Raw genomic sequence first — 23,407 nt, forward strand, 5'->3', positions numbered from 1 at the left:
GGCTTGTTCATGGTCTGTGGCGGGCAAGGGGCTTAGGGCTGATGGCGTCTTCTCGAAGAGCCCCCCTCCCCAACCCTCCCCTTGGCTACGCCAAAGGGAGGGAGCAATGCACGGTCCTGCCCCCTCCCTTGCGCCCCGCGCAGGGGGAGGGTTGGGGAGGGGTGCTCTTCGAGCCCCACCAGCCCAGGGAACGAATCTACTTCAGCAACAGCCGCGGCACCTGCAACGCCGCATGCGCCCAAATCGCACACCACACCCCTGCCCTCACCGGCAGGCTGCGCTGGCTGGCTTCAAACTTGCGGAAGTAACGCCACAGGCCACGATGCTTGTGCCATTCCACGAAGAATGGCCGCGAGCGGCTGGAGACCCCACGCACATGCACCACCTGCAAATCATTGGCAATGGCCACCACCGCACCGGCCTGGCGCGCACGACGGCACAGATCCAGGTCTTCGGCATGCAGCCGGTAGCCAGCATCCCAACCTTGCAGGCGATCGAACAATGATCGCGGCATCAACAACAAGGCACCCGACAAGGCCTGCACCTGCTGCAATGCCGTGGAATGGTCCACCTCCACCGCCAGCCGCGAACCGGCACCGGGGCGGCGCAGCATCGCGGCGAAATCCGGATCGCGGCGGCGTACCGCCGGGTCAGCGACGCCGTCCTCGTCCACCTGCTCCACGCCGAGCAGGCAATCGCCCAGCGATCGGCCAAGGTCGCGCAACTGCGACAAGGTCTGCGGTTCTACCATCAGGTCCGGATTGACGAAGGCCAGCCACGGCATATGGGACGCGTATGCCCCCTGGTTGCAGGCGGTGGCGAAACCGGGGTTATCCGGATTGGCGATGAAACGCACCCGCGCATCAGCCAGGGCATGGCGTTGTGCGATGGCCACCGAGCCGTCACGTGAGTCATTGTCCACCACCCGGATCTCGGCCACACCCTCGGCCGCACGCAGCCGCTGCAGGCACTCATCCAGCGTACTCGCACTCTCGTAACTGACCACCACTACTGCAATCGAATCGCTCACACCGGCTCCGCGCCTGGAAGGGAACCACAGGCGTCGAACAGGTCGGGCTGGGCTTGCGGCATTATCGCCTGCTCGCACAACTGCTGCAGTTGCCGCCGGTGCGCATGCAGCGGGTCGTTCATCAGAAACGCGGCCAGGCGCGCCGTCCATACCGGCCAGCGGTTGGCCAACACTTCCATGTCGCCTTCGGCCGGCCGGCCCTCGCCCTGGCGGCCGACGAAGGCGTTGTCACACAGCACGTTGCGCCAGCCCAGGCCACTCATGCGCAGGCTCAGGTCCACCAGGGCCGCATACCAGGAGCCGTAACTGTGGATATCCAGGCCGCCGGCACGGCGTCGCGCACTGCCGCGTATCAATACCGCATGGGTGACCGCCGAAGGCAGCTCGGGCTGCAACAAGGGCATCATCGCCAAGGCCTGCAGCAGCCGCGCCGGATCGGCAGGCAAGGGATTGAGTTCGCCCGCACGCGGCCACGACACCGCTTCGCCGGCGTTGCTCCACGGCGTGGCGGTGGCAATGGAGGCATCACGCGCCAGGCAATCACTGAGTTGCTGCAACCAACCGGCCATCGGCAAGGCATCCGGCGCCAGCACCGCCACATCGGCGTCGCCACAGGCCTTGAGCATCTCGTCCAGATGCGCCGCCTCACCAATCGCGCGCGGGCGCCGCGTGTACTCGGCCTGCAGCCGGGTGCTGGCAAGCCAGTGCTCGATCACCACCTGCCCGCGCGGGCCGCTCTGGCCATCGTCGGCCAGCCACACCGGCGTTCCGGCCGGCGTGTGCTTCTCCAATGCCGCCAGGCAGGCATCAAGCGCCGCGTCGTCCACCCCCACCGGCAGCAGGATGACGGGCAGCGTCATGCTCAGCGGCCCTTCGGGGCGTTGATTGGATCCAGCGCACGGAACTTGCTGCCGTACTCGTCGGTGAGATTGCGTGCTTCCTGCGGATTGCGAACGATGGTCGGGGTCAGCAGCACGATTACTTCGCTGCGTCGGCTGCTTTGGGTCTTGCGCCCGAACAGGCCACCGATCACCGGTAGCCGGCTCAAGCCGGGCAAGCCGGAAGAACCCTTGATGGCACTGTCCTCGATCAGGCCGGCCAGCATCACCGTGTCGCCGGCATTGACCGCCGCTTCGGTCTTCATGCGGCGGGTGTTGATGCGTACGTTGCCGTTGTCATCAGGCTCACCTTCAGGCGAGCTGACTTCCTGCACGATGTCCAGGAACACCATGCCGTCACGGGTGACACGTGGACGCACCTTGAGGATGGTGCCGGTTTCCAGGTACTGCACCTGCGAGTACTGGTTGTCGCTGATGCCCGATACCGACACCGAGTACACCGGAATCTTGCTGCCCACGTTCAAAGTGGCCACCGCGTTGTTGCGCACGAACAGCGACGGGGTCTGCAGCAGGCGGACATCCGTGACCTGGTCCAATGCGGTGATCACCGCGGCGGCGTTCTTGCCGAGGAAGGTCCAGCTCAGCCCGCCGCCCCCTTTGCCGTCACCAGGAATCAACGAGCCAGCGATATCACCCCAGATGCCGCGCCCGAGGGCTGACGGCAGGCCGGCGCCGCCCTTGTCGACGGCGGCGTTGACCGCCTGTTCGAAGTACCAGTTGACGCCATAGCTCAGGTCGCCGCTCAAGGCGACCTCGGCTACCTGCGCCTCGATATGCACCTGCATCGGCATCACATCGAGTTTTTCCACCACTTCGCGGATTGAACGCCATGCCTGCGGCGTGCTGCGCACCAACAAGGCATTGGTTTCCTCGACGGCGGAAACACCGACGCGGTCGCCTTCCACTTCCAGGGTCACGCTGCCATTGCCCGAGCTGCGCTGCGGCAAGGCCATGCCCTCGCCCATGCCGCTGCTGCCGCTAGCACCGCCCACGCCATCGCTTTTACCGAACGAACCGCCGCCGTCACCGAGGTTGTCGTCGGCGCTGGCCGATGGATCGACGGTGCCCCCGCCTTGCAGGCTGACTGCACTGGCCCCCGGGGCCAGCGAAGCGCCACCATTCTCGCCGCCACGCGAACCACTGCCAGCCCCAAACACTTCGGCCAAGCGGTCCGCCAGGTCCTTGGCCTTGATGTACTTCAGCTCATAGGAGAACAGACGGGCGCTGCCGCCGGCACTGTCGATGCGGTCCAGCCATTGCTGGATCTGGTCCAGGTAACGCGCCTGCGGGGTGATCACCAGTACCGCATTGGCGTTGTCCAGCGGCATGAAGCGGAACATGCCGGCACTGGGTGTCTTGCTGGCTTCGCCAAATACCTTCTCAAGATCACTGGCCACCTGCGAGGCACGCCCGGACTGGATCGGGAAAACGCCCACCGACATGCCCGACAGCCAATCCACGTCGAAGATCTCGACCGTGCGCAGGTAGTTTTCCAGTTCGGTACGGGTGCCCCCCAGGGTGATGACATTGCGTGAGCCGTCGACGCCGACGATCGCGTTGGGCCGCGCATAAGGTTCCAGCACCTTTTTCATCTCGCTGGCCGAGATGTACTGCAGCGGCACCACCCGCACCTCATAACCACGTGCGGCCGAAGCCGGTGCAGTGCTCGGCGCGACCGTGCCTGCCAGCGCCTGATCGGCCGGCACCACGTTGTAGCGACCGCCGCTGTAGATCAGCCGGGCGTTGTTCCAGCCCAGCACCATCTCCAGCAGGTTCAGCGCCTGCGCCGGCGACACCGGCTTGGGCGTGGCCAGGGTTACCGTGCCCTGCACGGTCGGGGCGATGACGTAGTTCTGGCCGAGCATGTCACCGAGGATGGCCTTGGTGACCGCCTGTACCGACTCGCCCTCGAAGTTGAACACCGCCGTGCCATTGCCAGCGGCGGTCAGGGCAGGAGCCGGAGCCGAGGCAGCCGCGCGGTTGATCACCGTGCCGTTGCCACGACGGATCACCGCCCTGCCCTGGACATCATCGGCCTTGGGGGCATCTTCGGCGCCGAGCGGACTGGTGCGCGCTGCCTCACCGGGTGCCGGCGTACTGGTATCCGTCGCAGCATTGCGACGGATGTCCGGTGCCGGCGTGGTAACGCAGCCACTCAGGGCACCGATCAGCAGGCTGACTGCAACTATGCGTGATGTCATACGCTCACTCTACGGGTTCTGGCGGCCGGAGCTGCCGTTCTGATTTTGTTGTGCCTGCCGACGGCGGGCCTGGATGCGATCGCGGATCGCCTTGATCTGGTCTGCCGAAGGCGTCACCGGGTCGGCTGCTGGCGGCGGTGGCACGCTGACGTTTGCAGCAGTCGCCTGCGCGGCGGTTGCGGCAGGCACGCCCGCAGCGTCAACGGGTGGCCTCGGCCCGCCACTGAATACCTGCAACTCCAGATTCAACGTGCCGGCCGGCCCGCTGACCACTGCGCTGCGCGGCTGCAGCGACAGCAACTGCCAACCCTCCTGTACCTCGCCACCCAGACGCAGGCGCAACGACTTGCCCTGCTCCGTGGTCAAGGTGGCCATGTCCAAACCTGGCGTCATCAAGACGCCGGTCAAGCGCACACTGGCCGCTGCCGGCTCACCCGCTTCGCCGATGAAGAATGGGTGCGGGCGCCGATCGCTGGCAAACAGAGGACGGTTCAAGGCTTCGGCATTGTCTGCAACCGCCAGCCGCGCTGCTTGCGGCACCGCCGGCAAGGGCGGCACCTCCAGCACGGTAGCGGTGCCGCCAATCCTGCTACCCAGGCCGAACAGGCATGCTGCCCATACCAGCAGTGCCCAGGCCGCGAACGCGCCCAGCAACCAGGTGCGCAGACCTGCTACGTCATTGCGCATTGGCAACCTCCGCCGTTGGCGCGACCACGCCGGGGCGCAGATAGCCACTGAGTTCGAAACTCACATCCAGGCCGCCCCCCCCTTCGCCCAGGCCCGCGGACAGGATATCGAGCCGATCCACGCGCAGTTGCGGCGTGCCGGTCTCCAGTGTCTGCAGCACGCTCATCCATTCATTCATGCCACAGCGCAGCCGTGCCTGCACCGCAACCCGCGGGAAGCGGCCACTGTTGTCGGCCGGCAGTGGCGAACGATCACTGATCGCGCAACTGCGCTGGTCCGGGCTGGCCAGGCGCGCGGCCTCTTCCAGTCGCTGCACCAGCTTGGAGGTCGCCAGCTCCACCGAATTCTCCGCCATGAAGCCGGGCTGGTCGGCCAAGGCCTGTTGTGCCTGCTGCAGCCGTTGCGCGACCTGCGGTGCCTGCCGCAGCTGGAGGCCAATGCGCTGCTGGCGCTCCTGCAAGGCCGCGATCTCGGCCTCCACCGCCTGCATCGGCCGGATCCACAGCGGTTGCACCACCAACAGGCAGACCACGGCCACGACGGCCAACAACAGCGCCAGGGCCAGCCAACGGTCACGGTGCGCGCGGTGCGTTGCCATCGGCAGCCTCCGGGTTGGGCCCACGCAGTTCCGCGGTCAAGGTGAAGCGCTCCCGCGCGGCGCCCTGGCCGGCCTGCAGCACGCCGGTCAATGACGGGGTCTTCCACAGCCTGGAACCTTCCAGCTTGGAGACCAGCGATGAGGCACTGCTGCTCATGCCGATCAATTGCATGCGACCGCCTTCGATGGAGAGTTTCTCCAGCGAGGTGTCATCGCCCAGGCGCAGGCTGAGTTCGTTGATGATCTCAGTGGCCGAAGCCTGCTCGGCGCGCTGCGCGGTGAAAAACTGATGTCCATCGACCAGATCCTGCAACTGCTGCCGCTGCGTGGCCACCGCGCGTGCGCGCACCGCGGCGGCATCCACCTGCGCCGACAACTGCGCGGCCGCAGCACGGCGGTTGTCGAGCAACTGCCATGCCGCCAGCACCACCATCACCATACCGGCGATCAACAACAGTCGGTTGAGCCGCCGCATCGGGTCATGGCGTTGCCTGCGCATTGCCGGTGGCAACAGGTTCACGCCCAGCGGCTGGGCCTGTGCATCGACCGCGTCCACGCCGTCGAGTTGCTGCTTCCAGGCTTCTGCCTGGCCCAGCAACGCCTCGACCAGCGGTCGCGGCGCGACCACCAGTTCGACATCCAACTGCCCGTCTTCGCGGCGCTGCAGCAGGCGTACGTCGTAATACACCTGGGCGGCGCTGAACGGGGTCTGCCGGTCTATCTCGAAGCCCACTACTTCGCGCAGGCGTGCCTCGGCCGCGGCCGGCATGCGCAGGGGCTTGCGCAGCACCGCACGGGCTGGCAACAACGCGTGGCGTGGCAGGCCCAGCATGCGCGGCGGCAACGCCGCTTCGACCGCAGTGGGTACCGCGCCAGCGGGCAAGGTCTGCAGCAGCTGTTGCTGCCCACCCTGCAGTAGAGACACCCGCAACTGGGCATCGGCAACGTCCAGCAGCAGGCGCGCGTCCGATACCCCGAGCAGGCTCCGCCAACGTGCCGGCAGCCATGCCAGCAAGCCCTGCGTCCACCATGCCCAGAAGCCACCGGCACCCGGCACGATGCGCGCAGTCGCCAGCCCCAGTCGTTCACGCAACCCCGTCATCTGGACATCGCTCCCTGTTCCCACTGCAGCACCGTATACGGTGCACCGGCCATCGCACCGGGATTAAGACGTACCACGGCGCGGATGACCGCTTGCCGCTCGGCCACCAGCTGCACCGTGCTTTCCACACTATAAGTGCCGCTGTCACCTCCCGTGGGGGAAGTTTCGCCCATCCCGGCACCGCCGTCTGCACGCTCACGCTGCGCCATGATCAGCGCCGCATCCATCCCCATGGCGGTCAATACCGGTGCGGGCGCGAAACGCGGGCTGGGCCGCCCGCTACCGTAAACCGTCAGCAAGGGAGCCAACTGTGCATAAAGTGCGGGCTCCATACCGAGCACGCGCTGCACCTCGCTGACACTGTCAAATGGCGCGTTCTTGGCACCATAGGGCAGTCCGGCGGCCTGGTAATCCGCGGTTTCCGCGCCGCCCGAGACCTGCAGCAACGCATCGACGTCGCGCCAGTCAACGATGGCGCCAGCCAGCCGGGCGGCCTTGTCAGGGGCCACATTGAGCGCACGCAACAGCGCTTGCAGCAGGTTCAGGTCAGCCTGGTTCAGATCGACCTTGCCGGTCTCATCAACGATCCGAAGCGTCACTGCATGACCGTCGAACTGCCAGCGATAAGGGCGCCCGTCAGCGTGCCAGCTGGGCTGGGTCGGCGTGGCTCGCATGCGCGACAACGCGTAATCGATGCCGGCATGGGCCACCTGTTCACCACCGGCCAGGTCGCCGCTGACCCGTCCCTGCAGATGCTCGACCCGCGCCGTCATCGCGAACGCCGCAATGGTGGTGGCCAGCAAGGCCACCACCCACAGCACCAGCACCAGGGCCGCGCCGCGCATCGTCATCGCCAGCTCCCGGCGACGCCATGCTGCGGCAGCGCAACCACCAGCGGCGGCCACGCGCCGCCGCGCGCCGGGGTGATCTCGATGGCGACCAAGGCCGGCATGCGCCCGGGCGAATCCCAGCTGTCCTGCCAACGCCCCATTGCACCGGTGTTCGGATCGGTACCGCGATAACGCAGCTTGACCTGCTTGAGATCCTCCGCCAGCAGTTCGCTGCCGCGCGGAGGATTTTCTTCCAGCAACTCTCCGTTCTGCAGCAGGGTCAGGCCAATCCTCAGCTCCTGACTGTCACCGCTGCCACTGACCTCGAGCGTGTGCAGGTAGGGGCCACCCCGGCCCAGATAGTCCGGTACATTGGCCACGAATCGCAGCTGCTGTGGCGTGCCAGTGAACACGCTGGCATTGCCACTCAGCGCATCACGTTGCAGCGGCAACGGCATCGCCGAGACCAGCCGCCTGCGCAGGAAGCCCTCGACCGCACGCATGCGCTCGTTGCCACTGGCAATCGCCTCACCACGACTGCTGATGGCCAGGGTGGAACGCACCGCGGCAAATGCCAGCGCCATGCCGGCTGCCAGCAGCACCGTCGCCAGCAACACCTCGATCAGGGTGAAGCCGCGGGCACGCATTCGCAGGGGTGGATGTCTCACGGCTGCGCCTCCAGCGGCGCGTTGCCACGCAGGCGCAGCGTGCGCCAACGCAGCTGTTCCTGCGCGCTGTCACCCCAGCGCACCTGCAGGTCCAGCAACCACAGCCGCGACTGTTGCTGGCGCGGCTCAACGTACGGCGAAACCTGCAGGTTCCAGTGGTAGCGGCCCTGCTCCCACTCGCCCTGCTGACGACCCGCCTGCAGCGGCGCTTCAACCCCGGCAACCGCCAGCAGCGATTGCGCATGCAGGGCGGCACGACCATAGCCATCGGCCAAGCTGACCTGGCGTGCGGCGCCGGACAGACTGCCCAGCAGCAGTGTCATCGCCAAGGCCAACAACGCGAAGGCGACAATCACTTCAATCAGCGAGTAACCGCGCTGACGCCTCATCCGGCGCCCTCGTGCAGCGGACCGGCCTTGACCTCGCCGGTGATCCACGCCACGTCGATGCGCCACACCGCCTTGCCTGCGCGCAGTTCGATACGGCCACCACTGGAGGCGCCATCTTCAAAGAAGCGTATGACGCCTTCATCCCTGCGCGTCTGCAATTGGCCAGCGCCGGTGAAGCGCACCGTCAGCGCCTGCGGCAGCTCTCCATGATGACCATCCGCACCCTGCCAGCGCCGACTGCCCGGATTGATCTGCAATTGCTGGACGGTGCCGGTGCTGATCGCGCGGGTGCGGGTGTAGCGCAGCTCGGCCGCCAGGGCCTTGCCCGCCGAACGCAGGCGCAGGCCATCCATGCCGCCATTCATGGCCATGGCCGCCATCATCGCCAGCGCGGCCACCAACGCCAGTACCAGCACCATCTCCAGCAACGACATGCCGAGCATCACGCCATGCCGCGCGGGTACGGTACGCGCGGTGGCAAACGGAAGTGGAGAACGCGGCGCGACCATCAAGGCTTATTCGTAACGGATGTCGGCGTTGTAGCTTTCGCCACCGGGCTGGCCATCGGCGCCCAGGCTGATCAGGTCGAACGGACGTCCTTCACCTGGCACCCGGTACTGCACCGGATTGCCCCACGGGTCATTGAACTCCGCCGGTTTGGAGTACGGTCCCAGCCAGCCCGCCACACCTGCGGGCTGGGTGGCCAGATCCTCCAGCTTGCCCGGCAGGCGGCCGGTGTCGAGCTTGTAGTTCTCCACCTTGCTGGCCAAGGTCTGGATCTGTGTCTTGCCGAGGTTGGCCTTGCCGCGGTCGGCACCGCCGAGCACACGGCTGCCCACCAAGGTCAGCACCGCACCGATCAGCACGATGACGATGATGATTTCCAACAGGCTCATGCCGGCCTGGCGTGCGCGTGACAGCGGTTGTTTCAGGGTTCGCCTCATTTCTTCTTCCTTTCCGAAATCCAGGGATTAGCCGATGGCATTGGTGAGGTCGTACAGCGGCACCAGCACCGCGATGATGACCACGCCCACCACCGACGCCAACAACAAGGTGATCACCGGCACCAGCGCCGCCAACATGCGGTCGATGGCGCGGGCACTTTCCTGTTCAAAGGTGTCGGCGGTCTTGAGCAGCATGCTTTCCAGCGTGCCCGACTCCTCGCCAACCTGGATCATCTGCAGGGCCAGCCGCGGGAAACGGCCATTGCGACCCAGCGACGACGCCAGCCCGGCACCATTCTTCACCGCCTCGGCGGCTTCACTGACATCCGCGACCAGGGCACGGTTGCCGAGCACGTTGCGGGCAATGCCCAGCCCGGCCAGCAGCGGCACGCCATTGCGCAGCAAGGTGCCAAGCGTGCGCGCGAGTCGCGCGCTCTCCAGCTTGGCGACCAGCCCGCCAATCATCGGCCGTTTCAACAGCCAGGTATCAAATGCCAGACGGAAAACCGGATCGCGCCGCTTGCGTTCCACCCACAGCAGCAGCAATGCAGGCACCACGATGAAAACCAACCAGCCCTTGCGTACCAGCAGGCCGACTTCCAGCACCGCGCGGGTGAACCAAGGCAAGGTCACATCGAGGCTCTGGTACATCAGCGAGAACTGCGGCACCACGTAGCCGAGCAGGAACAGCAGCGCCAACCCAACCACCACCAGCAGGATAGCCGGATAGATCAGGGCATTGATCACCCTGCCCTTCAACTCCTGGCTGCGCTCCAGGTAATCGGCCAAGCGCTGCAGGGTTTCATGCAGGCTGCCGCCGGCTTCGCCGGCACGCACCATGTTGACGTACAGCCGCGAGAACAGGCCGTGCTGGCGTTCAAGCGCCTGCGACAGCGGCGCACCGCCACGTACGCTGTCGCGGATGTCGGCAATCACCCGCTGAGAACGCGGGTCTTCCGGCGTTTCCATCAGGATCGACAAGGCGCGATCCAGCGGCTGCCCTGCCCCCAACAAGGTCGCCAACTGTTGGGTGAACTGGACCAGCGTCGCACCGGCAAACGGGCGTTGCCGCCATTGCTTCCAGCTGCCACCCTCGAACGCCGAACCGGTCGCAGGCCTGGCTTCCACCGGCAGATGCCCCTGCTCCTGCAGGCGCGCGATCACCTCGCCTTCGCTGGCCGCATCCATCTGCCCTTCCAGCAGGTCGCCACGGGCATCCAGCGCCTTGTAACGGTAACGCGGCATCAGCAGCACCGCTCCAGGCGAACGCGATGGCTCATGCGTCCTCCGTTACCCGCAGCACTTCTTCCAGCGTGGTCTCGCCACGCAGTGCCTTGCCGATGCCGTCTTCGTACATGGTGCGCATGCCGGCCTTGCGTGCGATCTGTTCGATCTCGCCCATGCCGGCCTTGCGCATCACCGCAGTGCGCAGCGCGTCATCCATCACCAGGAACTCGACGATGGTCGTGCGGCCGAGATAGCCGGTGGGTGCGTGCGGCGAGGGCTGCGCGCGATAGAGATGGATGTCGCCCTGCGGCTGGAAACGGCGCAGGCCGAAGCGCTGGATTTCCTCGTCCGACGCGCGGTAACGCAGCGCATGGGTCGGCTCCAACCTGCGCACCAGGCGCTGGGCGAGGATGCCGTTGATGGTGGAGGTGAGCAGGTAGTCTTCCACGCCCATGTCCAGCAAGCGGGTGATGCCGCCGGCGGCGTTGTTGGTGTGCAGGGTGGACAGCACCAGGTGGCCGGTCAGCGCCGACTGGATGGCGATGCGCGCGGTCTCCAGATCGCGCATTTCGCCGATCATGATGATGTCCGGGTCCTGGCGCACGATGCTGCGCAGGGCGTTGGCGAAATCCAGCCCGATCTGCGGTTTGGCCTGGATCTGGTTGATGCCTTCCAGCTGGTATTCCACCGGGTCTTCAACGGTGATGATCTTGACCTTGTCGGTATTGAGCTGGTTCAACGCGGTGTACAGCGTGGTGGTCTTGCCCGAGCCGGTGGGGCCGGTGACCAGCAGGATGCCGTGCGGCTGCTCCAGCACCTTGCGGAACTGTGGCAGGAAATCCTCGCTGAAACCCAGCCGCTGGAAATCAAACACCACGGCCTCGCGGTCCAGCAGGCGCATCACCACGCTCTCCCCGTGCGCGGTGGGCATGGTGCTCACGCGCAGGTCCAGCTCCTTGCCCTGTACCCGCAGCATGATGCGGCCATCCTGCGGCAGGCGGCGCTCGGCGATATTGAGCTTGGCCATGATCTTGATGCGGCTGATCACCGCCGCGGTGAGGTTGACCGGCGGGCTCTCGCCATCAACCAATACGCCATCAACGCGGTAGCGCACCTTCAGTCGGTTCTCGAACGGTTCGACGTGGATGTCCGACGCACGCAGCTCCACCGCACGCTGGATCAACAGATTGACCAGGCGGATGACCGGTGCTTCGGAAGCGAGGTCGCGCAGGTGCTCGATATCGTCCAGCGGCGCAAGCTCGCCATCGGTGGTTTCCAGGATGGTGCCCATCGCACTGCGACCCTGCCCGTACCAGCGCTCGATCAGCTCATCCACTTCGCTGCGCACGCCAACCACCGGCGCCACCTCGCAGCCAGTCGCCAGACGGATCGCATCGATCGCATAGCCATCCTGTGGATCAGCCATCCACAGCAGGATGCGGCCACGCTGCTCGCCCAGCGGCAGCACCAGAAACTGCTTGAGGAAGCGCAGCGGCACCGGCTCGGCGCCTTCCACCAGTTCTGGCGGATGTTCGGGCAGGTCGCGGGCGGCCAGCAGCCGCAGCCCCAGCACCTTGGCACAGGCCTCGGCGTGGTCGCGTTCGGAAACCAGGCCCAGCCGGGCCAGCAACACCAGCAGATCCCCCCCGGATTCGCGTTGCAGTTGGCGGGCACGCTGGAGGTCCGCCTCTTTCAGCCGGCCTTGCGCCAACAGTTCGGTGACGATGCGGTCGGCAGGTGATGGCGCAAGTTGGGCGTCGTGGGCTACCGCGTTCACGCAATCCTCCTGGGTTGCCCGAACTTTAGCAGTTCGTACCCGCCGGTCGTGCACATGAACCTGCATTACAGGCAAAAAGAACCCCGGCAATGCCGGGGTTCCAAGCTCGTGCAGAAGTCAGGTTTACTGACGGGCAACCAGGCTCACGCCGCTGAAGGAACCCGCCCCCACCAGGGTGACGTAATAGGTGCCTGCCTGCGGCTTGTTCACGCGCACGGTCTCGCTGTTGCCCGCGCGGGTGGACTTGGCATCGAACGCGGTGCTGCTGGCAACCGCGTCGTAGCGCACATACACCGATACATCGCCAGCACCGCCATAGGTCATGAAGGTCAGCACCTTGCCGGCCTCGGCCTGGAAGCTGTAGACGGTCTCGCTGCCCGCGCTGCCGGCCAGCCCGGTCACTGCCACCTTGTTGACCAGCGGGGTTGCCTCGGGACCGCACTGCTCCACGTTGGGATCGCACGGCGGCTCGGTGGCCTTGACCAGGGCAGCGTTGATGTTGAGGATGCCGGCGCCGATCGGTGTGGAGGCCGGGATCGCCACCGGGAACGGCGTGGCGGTCTTCTTCAGCAGGTCGCGCATCTGGTTCAGGGTCAGCGGCGTATCCACCACGCTCTGCACCATCGCCACCGCCGCGGCCACATGCGGCGATGCCATCGATGTGCCGCCCATGCCGCCCAGGATCCAGTTGCTCGGCTCCGGCCCCTTCTCACCGCCGTTCATCACCTGCCAGATATAGCCGTTCGGATTGCCGTCTACCGAACCGCCACCACCCGGCGCCGACAGATCCACCCGCGCACCGTAGTTGGAGTAGTAGGCGCGCGCACCGGTAATGCCGGTAGCGCCGACGCTGATCACGTTGTTGCAGGAAGACATGGTGTAGCTGGCGGCATTGGCATTGTCGTTACCCGCCGCCACCACCACGATGGCACCCTTGCTGTTGGCCAGATCGATGGCTTCCTGGTACTCGGTCGGGCAGGTCGAGGGCGACACACTGCCCAGGCTCATGTTGATGACTTCGGCGGGATTGGTGTTGAGCGGCAGCCCCGGCACCTCGCCGCCTGCGGCCCAGACGATGCCGTCGGCAATATCACTGCCAAAGCCACCGCAGGAACCCAGCACGCGTATCGGCATCACCTTGGCCTTGTAGGCCAGGCCCGCCAGGCCACGGCCGTTGTTGGTTTCCTGGGCGATGGTGCCGGACACATGGCTGCCGTGCCAGGAGCTGACATCGGCGGCGTGCGAGCCGCCGGTCGCCCAGCCGGTGCAGTAGTTGGCTTCCACCCAGTCGCCGATATCCCAGCCACCCGGCGCACGCCCATCCGTATCGCGGCGCGACACGCGCTTGTCGCTGATCATGTCGTAACCGGGAATGACGTTGTTCTGCAGGTCCGGATTGCCCTGTGTGATGCCGGTATCGATCACCGCCACCACCACACCCTCGCCCTGCGACAGATCCCAGGCCTGCGGCGCACGCACGCCGGCGGTCGGGTTGAAGAAGTTCCATTGGTACTGTGCATAGTTGGGGTCGGTCGGGGTCATCGACGGTGCCACGTCGACCATGCGCTGGTACATGCGATCGATATCGGCGCGTTCCACCGCCGGATTGGCCTTGAGCTCACGCACGAAGTCCGCGGCTTCCTGCGCATTGAGCGCGCGCGAGGTCTTGATCACGCTCCAGCCCGGTGCACCCATGCGACGCAGCAACGCAGCCTCGACGGCCGGCCGCGCGGCGGCACGGGAGGTCTTCGCCACGGCGCGATCCAAGCCGGCGCGCGCCGCCGCGGCACCCAGGCCACGATTGAGGGTGGCCGCATCACGCAGCTCGCTGGTACCGGCACGGTACTTGACCACGAACCGATAGCCACCGCTGGTATCCACCGTGGACGCACTCAGGCCAACGACTTTTGCAGGTCCAATTTCTGCAGCGGATACGGCGGGCGCGCCGATCGAAGCCATCAGTACGACACCGGTGATCGCCAAACCAAGCTGGGTCTTCTTCTTCATGTCGGATCTCTCGTCTTGATAGAACAGGGATGGAACTTCAACGCTGCATCGCTTTGCCGTCCTGGCTCGCAACAGCCGCACTGCGGGGGCAGCACGGCCACTGGCGATGAACCTGGAAGCCCCCGCCGCAGCAGGCGGGGGCGAAACCAAACCGCTTACCAGCCGAAGCCGGCGCCCACGCCCACCGAGCTGTCGTCACTGGTGAAGGCACCGCCGAAGGTGACGGTGGCACGCTCACTGATGGCGCGCTGGTAGCCCAGCGACAGCGCCGATTCGCCGCCCTGGTAGCCGACACCGACGCCGACCCGGTTCTGCGTGCGCACGCCCGCAGCACTCGTGGCCATGTTCAACATGGCCGCGCTCATCGCGCCCTGGCGATCCAGGCGGCGGTCGACATGGCGCAGACGCTTGTCGATATCGCCACGGAAGATGTCGAAGCTGTCGGCCATGCTGCTGAACTTGGTATCGGTATAGGTATTGGCCGCGGTGATACCGCTGTCCAGCTGCGCCTTGTTGACCGCATCGGTGGCCTGCGTGCCTGCGGCAACACTGGTGATCTGCCGCTCATGGCCGACGCTGCCAACCGATACGCTGTTGGCACGGTCCGCGATCGAGCCCTGTCCCAGGGCAACGGCACCGGTTGCGGTGACGCTGGAGCCCTGACCGATCGCGGTACCCGAGGCGACACTGACCGTGGCACCTTCACCCATCGCCACTGCATTCGTGGCAACAGCGGCAATGCTGGTGTTGGCCCCTACCGCGGTACTGCCATCCGCGTTGACACGGGCATTGCTGCCGATCGCCGTGTCATTCGGACCATGCGCGTAGCTGTTGTTGCCGACGGCGCTGCCAGCCACGTTGTTGGCCTTGGCCTGCTCGCCCAGAGCTACGCCGCTGCTCGCGGCGGGTGCCGCGGTCTCCGAGCGCGGACCATTGCCATTGCCATTGCCATTGCCATTGCCATTGCCGTTGCCGTTGCCGTTGCCGTTGCCATTGCCGTGACCGTTCCCATTGCCGTTGTTGGCAATACGGTTGTTGAGCGAGGTGACCTGGCCATCAAGTGCCGACAGTGCTGCACCGACATTGTTGTAGCTGGCACCCTGGATGACATAGGTCGGGGCGACAAACATGCCTTGCATGCCAATGCCTGCACCGCCACCGAGGAAGCTGGCCATATTGCCCAGCGACTGGAACAACTGCCCGCCATTGATGGCCTGCATGCTGCCCGCAGCAATCGCGCCGGCAGCCACGTTATCCAGCGTGGTGCCCTGGATCCCCGCCAGGCTCAGCTTGTCGCGGCTGGCATCGTCATAGGTCACCGCATTGGCGGTGACGCCCTCGATGCTGCCGATGCGACCATCGATGTCGGTGACGCGGGTTTCCACCGCGCCGACACGCTGGTTGGTGACATGCAGCTGGCCGCCGGTCACCGCGTCGCTGCTGCCTTCGGCGATGCGTCCTGCACCAACGTTGACGATGCGACGCGTTACCGGACCGCTGGTGCCGTTGCCGCCACCGACCGATACCACATTGGCCTCCACTGCACGCGACCCTGCACCCAGCGCCACCGAGTTGGCCCCCGAGACCCCGGCGCCCGCGCCGATGGCCACGCTGTTGGCACCATTGTTGGCGAAGGCACCGTAACCAATGGCAACACCATTGGTGGCGGTGATCGAGGTCTGCCGGCCCAGCGCGGTGCTATTGCTGGCACGTGCCGATGCATCGGCACCGACCGCCGTGGCGCCATTGGCGTTCGCGGTACTTGACGCACCCAGCGCCGTGCTGCGCTCGGCACTGGCAACCGCCCCCGAACCGGAAGCGACCGCGTTGGTACCGCTGGCAGTTGCCACACCATCGCCGGAGGCCTGGAAGTACCTGTTGGTCTCGCCTGCGACATCCGCCACGGCATCCAACTGCGACTTGTTGACCGCATCGGTTGCCTCGGTACCGGCTGCGACATTGGTGATCTGCCGTTCGGCGCCCACATCACCCACCGACACGCTGTTGGCACGGTCGGCAATGGAGCCTGCACCCAGCGCAACCGAATTGGTGGCACCGGCTTCAGCGCCGGTACCAACAGCGGTGCTCTGTTGGCCAAAGGCCCAGGCATTGGCACCCACCGCGGTTGCATCATCACCGAAGGCCCAGCTGCCACTGCCGATCGCTACCGCATTGGTCGCGCCGATGCCGAAGAAGCCAAAGCCGGTCTCGGCACCATCACCAATCGCCAGGCTGCCCTCACCCAAGGCCGATGCATTGCGTCCTACGGCGACATTGCCATCTTCATAGGCGGCTGCGTTGTAGCCGACTGCGGTGGCGCCGACGCCTTCGGCGTAGCTCTGCGAGCCGGTCGCGGTGCTGTAGTTGCCCAGTGCATTGGCCACCGCACCACTGGCGGTGGATTGATCACCCTTGGCATACGCACCAACACCAGTTGCGGTTGCGGCGAAGCCTTCGGCATTGGCGCTGGCACCCAGTGCGGTACCACCAACGCCGGCACTGGTGGCACCGGTCTGCACCGGCTCACCGCCCACGTTGATCAGCGGATCACCGTTCGCGTCCACCGCATTGCCACCCACAGCCACTGCACCCGGGCCCATCGCCTGTGCGTTCTGGCCGAATGCGGCTGCGTTCTGGCCACTGGCCAAGGCGTTCATGCCGACTGCGGTTGCGCCGTCAGCCACTGCATTGGCGCCACTGCCGAACGCCGATGCGCCGTTGCCAATCGCATTGGTCGCCTCACCGGAGGCCGTGGCGTTGTCGCCTTCAGCATAGGCACCGGCATCGCTGTCGGCGCTGCCGGTGGCCTTGAAGTACTTCGCCGTGGTCTGGCCTTCGGCCGCCACCGCAGCCACTTCATCGAGCTGATCCTTGTTGACGGCATCGGTTCCCTCGGTGCCGGCGGCAACATTGGTGATCTGCCGTTCGGCACCTGCATCACCCACCGATACCGTGTTGTCACGACCGGCAATCGAGCCGGCACCCAGCGCCACCGAATTGGTGGCGCCGGCTTCGGCACCGGTACCAACGGCGGTGCTCTGCTGGCCAAAGGCCCAGGCGTTGGCACCTACTGCGGTCGCGTCATCACCGAAGGCCCAGCTGCCGCTACCGATGGCGACGGCATTGGTTGCGCCGATGCCGAAGAAGCCGAAGCCGGTCTCAGCGCCATCACCGATTGCCAGGCTGCCTGCGCCCAAGGCCGAGGCGTTACGGCCAACGGCGACGTTGCCGTCTTCATAGGCGGCGGCGTTGTAGCCCACCGCCGTGGTCCCAACCCCTTCCGCATACGACTGCGAACCGCTGGCGGTGCTGAAGTCGCCAACCGCATTGGCAACTGCACCGCTGGCGGTGGACTGATCACCCTGTGCCCATGCGCCAACACCGGTTGCGGTTGCGGCAAAGCCCGATGCATTGGCACTGGCACCTAGCGCGGTACCACCGACGCCGGCACTGGTGGCACCGGTCTGCACCGGCTCACCATTGGAGGTGATCAGCGGATCGCCATTTTCGTCCACGGCATTGCCACCCACGGCCACCGCTCCGGGACCGGTGGCCTGTGCGTTCTGGCCAAACGCCGCAGCGTTCTGGCCACTGGCCACTGCATTCATGCCGATGGCTGCGGCACCACTGGCCAATGCACTGGCACCGTTGCCGATCACGATGGCGCTTTCACCGCTGGCCACGCTGTTGCTACCCAGTGCGATGGCGTTGTCACCATCGACCAGGTTGGCGAAGCCAAACGCACTGCTGTTCTCGCCATCCACCTGGTTGAAGTTGCCGAACGCCGAACTGTTCGTGCCGTTGGCGGTGTTCACATAGCCGACGGCGCTGGCGTAATCACCGGCGGCGACGTTGTAGCTACCCACCGCCGTGCTCTGTGCGCCCGACGCCTCCGAACCAACACCTGCAGCAGTTGCGCCGTCACCACTGGCGACAGCGTCGTCACTGCCATCGGCCGCACCGTTTGCCTTGAAGTAACGCCCTGCCAGCAGCGCACCTTCGGCTGCGGTGTTGAGCTGATCGACGTTGACAGCATCGGTGCCTTCGGTACCGGCGGCCACATTGGTGATCTGCCGTTCGGCACCTGCATCGCCCACCGACACCGTATTGTCGCGGCCAGCTATCGAACCTGCGCCCAGCGCCACCGAATTGGTGGCACCGGCTTCGGCGCCGGTACCAACGGCGGTGCTCTGCTGGCCGAAGGCCCAGGCATTGGCGCCAACCGCCGTAGCGTCATCACCGAAGGCCCAGCTGCCGCTGCCGATCGCTACCGCATTGGTCGCGCCGATGCCGAAGAAGCCAAAGCCGGTCTCGGCGCCATCACCGATTGCCAGGCTGCCTGCGCCGAGTGCGGACGCGTTGCGGCCTACGGCGACGTTGCCGTCCTCATAGGCGGCCGCGTTGAAGCCGACCGCGGTGGTACCCGCACCCTCCGCATAACTCTGCGAGCCGGTGGCAGTGCTGTAGTTGCCCAGTGCATTGGCCACCGCACCATTGGCGGTGGACTGATCGCCCTTGGCATACGCACCGACACCGCTGGCGGTAGCGGCGAAGCCTTCGGCATTGGCGCTTGCACCCAGCGCCGTGCCGCCGACGCCGGCACTGGTGGCGCCGGTCTGCACCGGCGCACCGCCCACGTTGATCAGCGGATCACCGTTCGCGTCCACCGCATTGCCGCCCACGGCCACTGCGCCGGGACCCATCGCCTGCGCGTTCTGGCCGAAAGCGGCGGCGTTCTGGCCGCTGGCCAAGGCGTTCATGCCGACCGCAGTCGCACCGTCGGCCACGGCGGTGGCGCCGCTGCCGAACGCCGATGCACCATTGCCGATCGCATTGGTGGCCTCACCCGCCGCAGTGGCGTTGTCGCCCTCCGCATACGCACCGGCATCGCTGTCGGCGCTGCCGGTGGCGGTGAAGTATTTGCTGGTGTTGCCGGCTACCGCAGCCACTTCGTCCAGCTGGTTCTTGTTGACCGCATCGGTACCCTCGGTACCGGCGGCGACATTGGTGATCTGGCGTTCGCTGCCCACGTCACCCACCGACACGCTGTTTTCGCGATCCGCCCAGGAATTGGCACCGATGGCGACGCTGTTGGCCGCTTCGGCCACCGCGCTCTGGCCCAGGGCGGTGGAGTTGTCCGCATCGGCCCAGCTGTTGAAACCAATGGCGGTCGCGTATTCGCCCACGGCCCACGCGCCGTTGCCGAATGCCGCCGCCCCGGTGCCCGACGCCTTGGTGCTGATCAGGCCACCGAAGGTGGTGCCGCCGACTGCAGTCGACTCCTCGCCCGAGGCAATTGCCGATTCACCCACAGCCGTGGTGCTGACGCCGGATGCGGCCGCGCCCAGACCCATCGCGACACCGTAGTCGCCACTGGCTTCGGCCCCGTAGCCAACGGCCGAGGCGAGGTCACCGGAGGCAACGCTGTAACTGCCAACCGCCGTGGTGCCGCGACCGCTGGCCTCGGCACGGAAACCGCTGGCCAAGGCCTGCTGTCCGGAGGCCACTGCCTGCGCACCCTGCGCCGTGGCGAACGCGCCCGAAGCTTCCGCACCCGCGCCCAGGGCGCTGCTGCCGTCGCCACTGGCGACGCTGCCCGAGCCCACGGCGACGGCATCATCGGCATCTGCCAATGCGCCATCGCCGATCACCACGCTGCCGTCACCACTGGCGACGCTGTTGCTGCCCAGCGCGATGGCATTGGCACCGTCGACCAGATTGGCCATGCCGAATGCACTGCTGTTTTCGCCGTCCACCTGGTTGAAGTTGCCAACCGCCGAACTGTTCATGCCGTTGGCGGTATTCACATAGCCAAGGGCGCTGGCGTAATCACCGGCAGCGACGTTGTAGCTGCCAACCGCGGTGCTCTGCGCACCGCTGGCCAACGAGCCAACACCGGCGGCGGTAGCGCCATCGCCGCTGGCGACCGCGTCATCACTGCCATCGGCGGCGCCGTTGGCCTTGAAGTAGCGCGCGGTCAGTTCCGCACCTTCGGCAACCGCAGTGAGCTGATCGACGTTGACCGCATCGCTGCCTTCGGTACCGGCAGCAACATGGGTGATCTGCCTCTCGGCACCTGCCGCCCCGACCGACACGCTATCGGCACGATCGGCCAGCGAGCTTGCGCCCAAGGCAACACTGTTGGCGGCGGTAGCGGTGGCGTTGGCCCCCAGCGCGGTGCTGTCCACACCGCGGCTGGTACTGTAGAAGCCGACTGCCGTGCTGTTGGCACCGCTGGCCCAACTCTCGGCGCCCAGCGCACTGGCATTGTCACCGGGCGCATAGGCGAAGTAGCCGACTGCGGTGGATTCGGCACCCGCGGCTTCGCTCAAGGCACCTGATGCCAACGCATAGTCGCCGGAGGCAATCGCGCCTGCACCCAACGCCGTGGACGCCTCACCGCTGGCCTGGGTATCCACGAAGAAACCCAGACCCGGGATCAGATCGATCGGGCCGCCCAGCGCAACGCTGCTGGTGCCCGACGCCGCGCTCTGGCTACCCACCGAGGTACTGTAGTCACCGATGGCATTGGCCACCGCACCAAATGCGGAGGACTGCGCGCCCTGCGCGAAGGCACCCAGGCCCGTGGCCGTAGCGGCAAAGCCCTCGGCACTGGCGCTGGCACCCAGCGCGGTACCACCGAGGCCGGCACTGGTTGCGCCGGTCGTCACCGGCTGCCCACCGAAGGTGATCAAGGGATTGCCATCGGCATCCACCGCATTGCCGCCGACGGCCACCGCCGCCGGACCGGTCGCTTCGGCGTTCTGGCCAAAGGCGGCGCTGTTCTGGCCTGCAGCCAAGGCATTCATGCCGACCGCGGTTGCGCCGTTGGCGACGGCATTAGCGCCGTTGCCATATGCCGACGCGCCGTTGCCGATCGCGTTGCTCGCTTCACCCGCTGCGGTGGCCGCATCACCTTCCGCATACGCACCGGCATCACTGTCAGCACTGCCGCTTGCCTTGAAGTACTTGCTGGTGTTCTCGGCAACGGCCGCCACTTCGTCGAGCTGCGACTTGTTCACCGCGTCAGTATCTTCAGTACCGGCAGCGACATTGGTGATCTGGCGTTCACTGCCCACGTCACCGACCGAAACCGTGCTCTCGCGGTCGGCCCAGGAGTTCGCACCGATGGCGACGCTGTTGGCTGCCGCTGCGGTGGCACTTTGACCAAGCGCGGTGGAATCGTCTGCATCAGCCCAGCTGTTGAAGCCAATCGCGGTGGCGTACTCACCTATCGCCCACGCGCCATTGCCGAATGCCGACGCACCGGTACCCGACGCTTCGGTGCTGATGAAGCCACCGAAAGTGGTGCCGCCAACCGCAGTGGATTCTTCGCCAGAAGCGATCGCCGATTCGCCTACCGCCGTGGTGCTGGTCGCCGAGGCGGAAGCACCCAGGCCCATCGCAACGCCGTAATCGCCGCTGGCATCGGCGCCATACCCCACTGCCGAAGCAAGGTCGCCGGAGGCTGAACTATAGGCGCCAAGCGCAGTGGTGCCACGACCACTGGCATCCGCACGGAAGCCGTTGGCCGTTGCCTGCTGCCCGGAAGCAAGCGCCTGGCTGCCCTGCGCGCTTGCATAGGCACCGGTCGCTTCTGCACCGCTACCAACAGCAGTGCTGCCCAGCTCGCTGGCGAGACTGCCGGAGCCGACCGCAGTGGAATCATCGGCAGCCGCGTAGGCGCCATCGCCGATCACCACGCTGCCATCACCACTGGCGACGCTGTTGCTGCCCAGCGCGATTGCGTTGGCACCATCCACCAGGTTGCCGGAACCAAATGCACTGCTGTTGGCACCATCCACCTGGTTGAAATTGCCGACAGCCGAACTGCTTTCGCCGTTGGCGGTGTTCACATAACCCACCGCACTGGAATAGTCACCGGCGGCGACGTTGTAGCTGCCAACCGCGGTGCTTTCCACACCGCTTGCCAACGAGCCAACACCTGCAGCCATCGCGCCTTCGCCGCTGGCCACGGCGTCATCGCTGCCGTCGGCAGCGCCATTCGCCTTGAAATAGCGGCCAGCCAACAGCGCACCATCGGCAGCCGCATTGAGTTGATCGAGATTTACCGCATCGGTGCCCGCGGTACCGGCGGCGACATTGCTGATCTGGCGTTCGTTGCCCGCCGAGCCCACTGACACCGTGTTGGCGCGATCGGCGATGGAGCCGGCGCCCAGTGCCACGCTGCCAGCGGCAGACGCGACCGTGCCCGCACCGATGGCCACTGCATTCGTGCCCGATGCATCGGCGCTGTTGGCGATGGCGCAATCCACCAGCGTTGCACTGCCAAGCACCATGCACTGCGCGTTACCGCCCACTTCCACCGACTGTGCCTGCGCCGCGGTTACCCAGGCGCTTGCTCCTAGACCCAACGCGACGGCAACCGACAAGGCTTGCAGGCGTATTCCGGCGCTATGCCGCTCATCCATGACCACACCGGCCGAGCTGGACGATGCCAACTCCGACGCCACCACCAACTGCCCCAATGCCTTGTTCCATACCTTGCGGTAGATCCGGTTCATCGCTGCTGCTCCTCAAGTGGACGGTTTTTTCCTTGCATAAACGCGCCATCGCCGGGCCATGCGTGTACCCAACGATCCCCCTGTGGTGTTGTGATCCCGGTCCCGCTGAAACTGGGCACGTGAGGCTCACGCCTGTCGTGGTCTACCCCCCTGGTTCCATACCTGTCGGGTGACTACGGGATGGATGGAGTCTTAATCGACGATTCATGATTCGTCAAATATTTGGCTCAAAAGTCAGGTTTTGTGAGGAACCACTCAAATCTCTCAGTTTGATGAGATTTTCGGAAAAATTACTTCTGAAACAGTTGCCTAGTCGCAATTGACTGTTGAGACATCGATTCCGCCGGCGCCCGGATGGACAATAAAAAAGAAGCCCGCGAGCCTTGGGCTGCGGGCTTTTTTGCCAATTTGTCCTATTTGCCTGAGAAGACCGGGTTGATGTCCTTCAAGCGCCCTGTACAGCTGCGTTGCAACAAGGTTAATTGCGCGGCGGTCAGCGCCAACCCAAACCGCCCCGAGCATC

15 protein-coding genes are annotated in these 23,407 nt (G+C 65.9%); all 15 read right to left on the minus strand.

Going from position 1 to position 23,407, the window contains the following annotated elements:
- Positions 1 to 196 precede the first annotated feature (196 nt).
- The 15 genes from AC1VXC_RS02610 to AC1VXC_RS02680 all read right to left on the minus strand — a co-directional run bounded on the left by AC1VXC_RS02610 (position 197) and on the right by AC1VXC_RS02680 (position 22,884).
- On the minus strand, positions 197 to 1,030 hold the full coding sequence (locus AC1VXC_RS02610; RefSeq protein WP_313172415.1) for a glycosyltransferase family 2 protein: 834 nt from the start codon (positions 1,028 to 1,030) through the stop codon (positions 197 to 199).
- Complete coding sequence (locus AC1VXC_RS02615) at positions 1,027 to 1,896, minus strand: glycosyltransferase family 2 protein (protein ID WP_313172654.1); 870 nt, start codon at positions 1,894 to 1,896, stop codon at positions 1,027 to 1,029. Before AC1VXC_RS02615 ends, AC1VXC_RS02610 begins: the two co-directional genes overlap by 4 nt.
- A complete protein-coding gene (gspD, locus tag AC1VXC_RS02620; protein ID WP_313172417.1) occupies positions 1,893 to 4,130 on the minus strand; it encodes a type II secretion system secretin GspD in 2,238 nt (745 codons plus the stop codon). Before gspD ends, AC1VXC_RS02615 begins: the two co-directional genes overlap by 4 nt.
- Positions 4,131 to 4,139: 9 nt before the next feature.
- Positions 4,140 to 4,817, minus strand: coding sequence for a hypothetical protein (locus tag AC1VXC_RS02625; RefSeq protein ID WP_313172419.1), 678 nt, complete (start codon positions 4,815 to 4,817; stop codon positions 4,140 to 4,142).
- Entirely contained in the window at positions 4,807 to 5,415 is a 609-nt protein-coding gene (gene gspM / locus AC1VXC_RS02630; protein ID WP_313172421.1) for a type II secretion system protein GspM, read from the minus strand. The genes AC1VXC_RS02625 and gspM overlap by 11 nt, the downstream gene beginning before the upstream one ends.
- Complete coding sequence (locus tag AC1VXC_RS02635; protein WP_313172423.1) at positions 5,390 to 6,517, minus strand: PilN domain-containing protein; 1,128 nt, start codon at positions 6,515 to 6,517, stop codon at positions 5,390 to 5,392. The genes gspM and AC1VXC_RS02635 overlap by 26 nt, the downstream gene beginning before the upstream one ends.
- A complete protein-coding gene (locus AC1VXC_RS02640; protein WP_313493088.1) occupies positions 6,514 to 7,368 on the minus strand; it encodes a type II secretion system minor pseudopilin in 855 nt (284 codons plus the stop codon). The genes AC1VXC_RS02635 and AC1VXC_RS02640 overlap by 4 nt, the downstream gene beginning before the upstream one ends.
- The gene (locus AC1VXC_RS02645) at positions 7,365 to 7,994 is read right to left on the minus strand and encodes a prepilin-type N-terminal cleavage/methylation domain-containing protein (RefSeq protein WP_481538800.1); all 630 of its coding nucleotides are present in this window, start codon (positions 7,992 to 7,994) and stop codon (positions 7,365 to 7,367) included. The genes AC1VXC_RS02640 and AC1VXC_RS02645 overlap by 4 nt, the downstream gene beginning before the upstream one ends.
- Before the next feature lie 17 nt (positions 7,995 to 8,011).
- Positions 8,012 to 8,404 carry a type II secretion system protein XpsI gene (gene xpsI, locus AC1VXC_RS02650; protein ID WP_313172427.1) on the minus strand — a complete coding sequence of 131 codons (393 nt, stop codon included), beginning with the start codon at positions 8,402 to 8,404 and terminating at the stop codon, positions 8,012 to 8,014.
- A complete protein-coding gene (xpsH, locus tag AC1VXC_RS02655) occupies positions 8,401 to 8,847 on the minus strand; it encodes a type II secretion system protein XpsH (protein ID WP_313172658.1) in 447 nt (148 codons plus the stop codon). The genes xpsI and xpsH overlap by 4 nt, the downstream gene beginning before the upstream one ends.
- Positions 8,848 to 8,919: 72 nt before the next feature.
- Entirely contained in the window at positions 8,920 to 9,348 is a 429-nt protein-coding gene (gene gspG / locus AC1VXC_RS02660) for a type II secretion system major pseudopilin GspG (protein WP_313172429.1), read from the minus strand.
- Positions 9,349 to 9,375: 27 nt separating this feature from the next.
- Complete coding sequence (gene xpsF / locus AC1VXC_RS02665; protein ID WP_313172431.1) at positions 9,376 to 10,593, minus strand: type II secretion system protein XpsF; 1,218 nt, start codon at positions 10,591 to 10,593, stop codon at positions 9,376 to 9,378.
- Positions 10,594 to 10,624: 31 nt separating this feature from the next.
- Positions 10,625 to 12,352, minus strand: coding sequence for a type II secretion system ATPase GspE (gspE, locus tag AC1VXC_RS02670; protein WP_313172435.1), 1,728 nt, complete (start codon positions 12,350 to 12,352; stop codon positions 10,625 to 10,627).
- A gap of 123 nt (positions 12,353 to 12,475) precedes the next feature.
- The gene (locus AC1VXC_RS02675) at positions 12,476 to 14,359 is read right to left on the minus strand and encodes a S8 family peptidase (protein ID WP_313493086.1); all 1,884 of its coding nucleotides are present in this window, start codon (positions 14,357 to 14,359) and stop codon (positions 12,476 to 12,478) included.
- A 155-nt stretch (positions 14,360 to 14,514) separates the two neighbouring features.
- Positions 14,515 to 22,884, minus strand: a complete 8,370-nt coding sequence (locus AC1VXC_RS02680; RefSeq protein WP_481538795.1) for an ESPR-type extended signal peptide-containing protein — start codon at positions 22,882 to 22,884, stop codon at positions 14,515 to 14,517.
- Positions 22,885 to 23,407 lie beyond the last annotated feature (523 nt).

The sequence above is a fragment of the Stenotrophomonas sp. STEN033 genome (assembly GCF_056856655.1).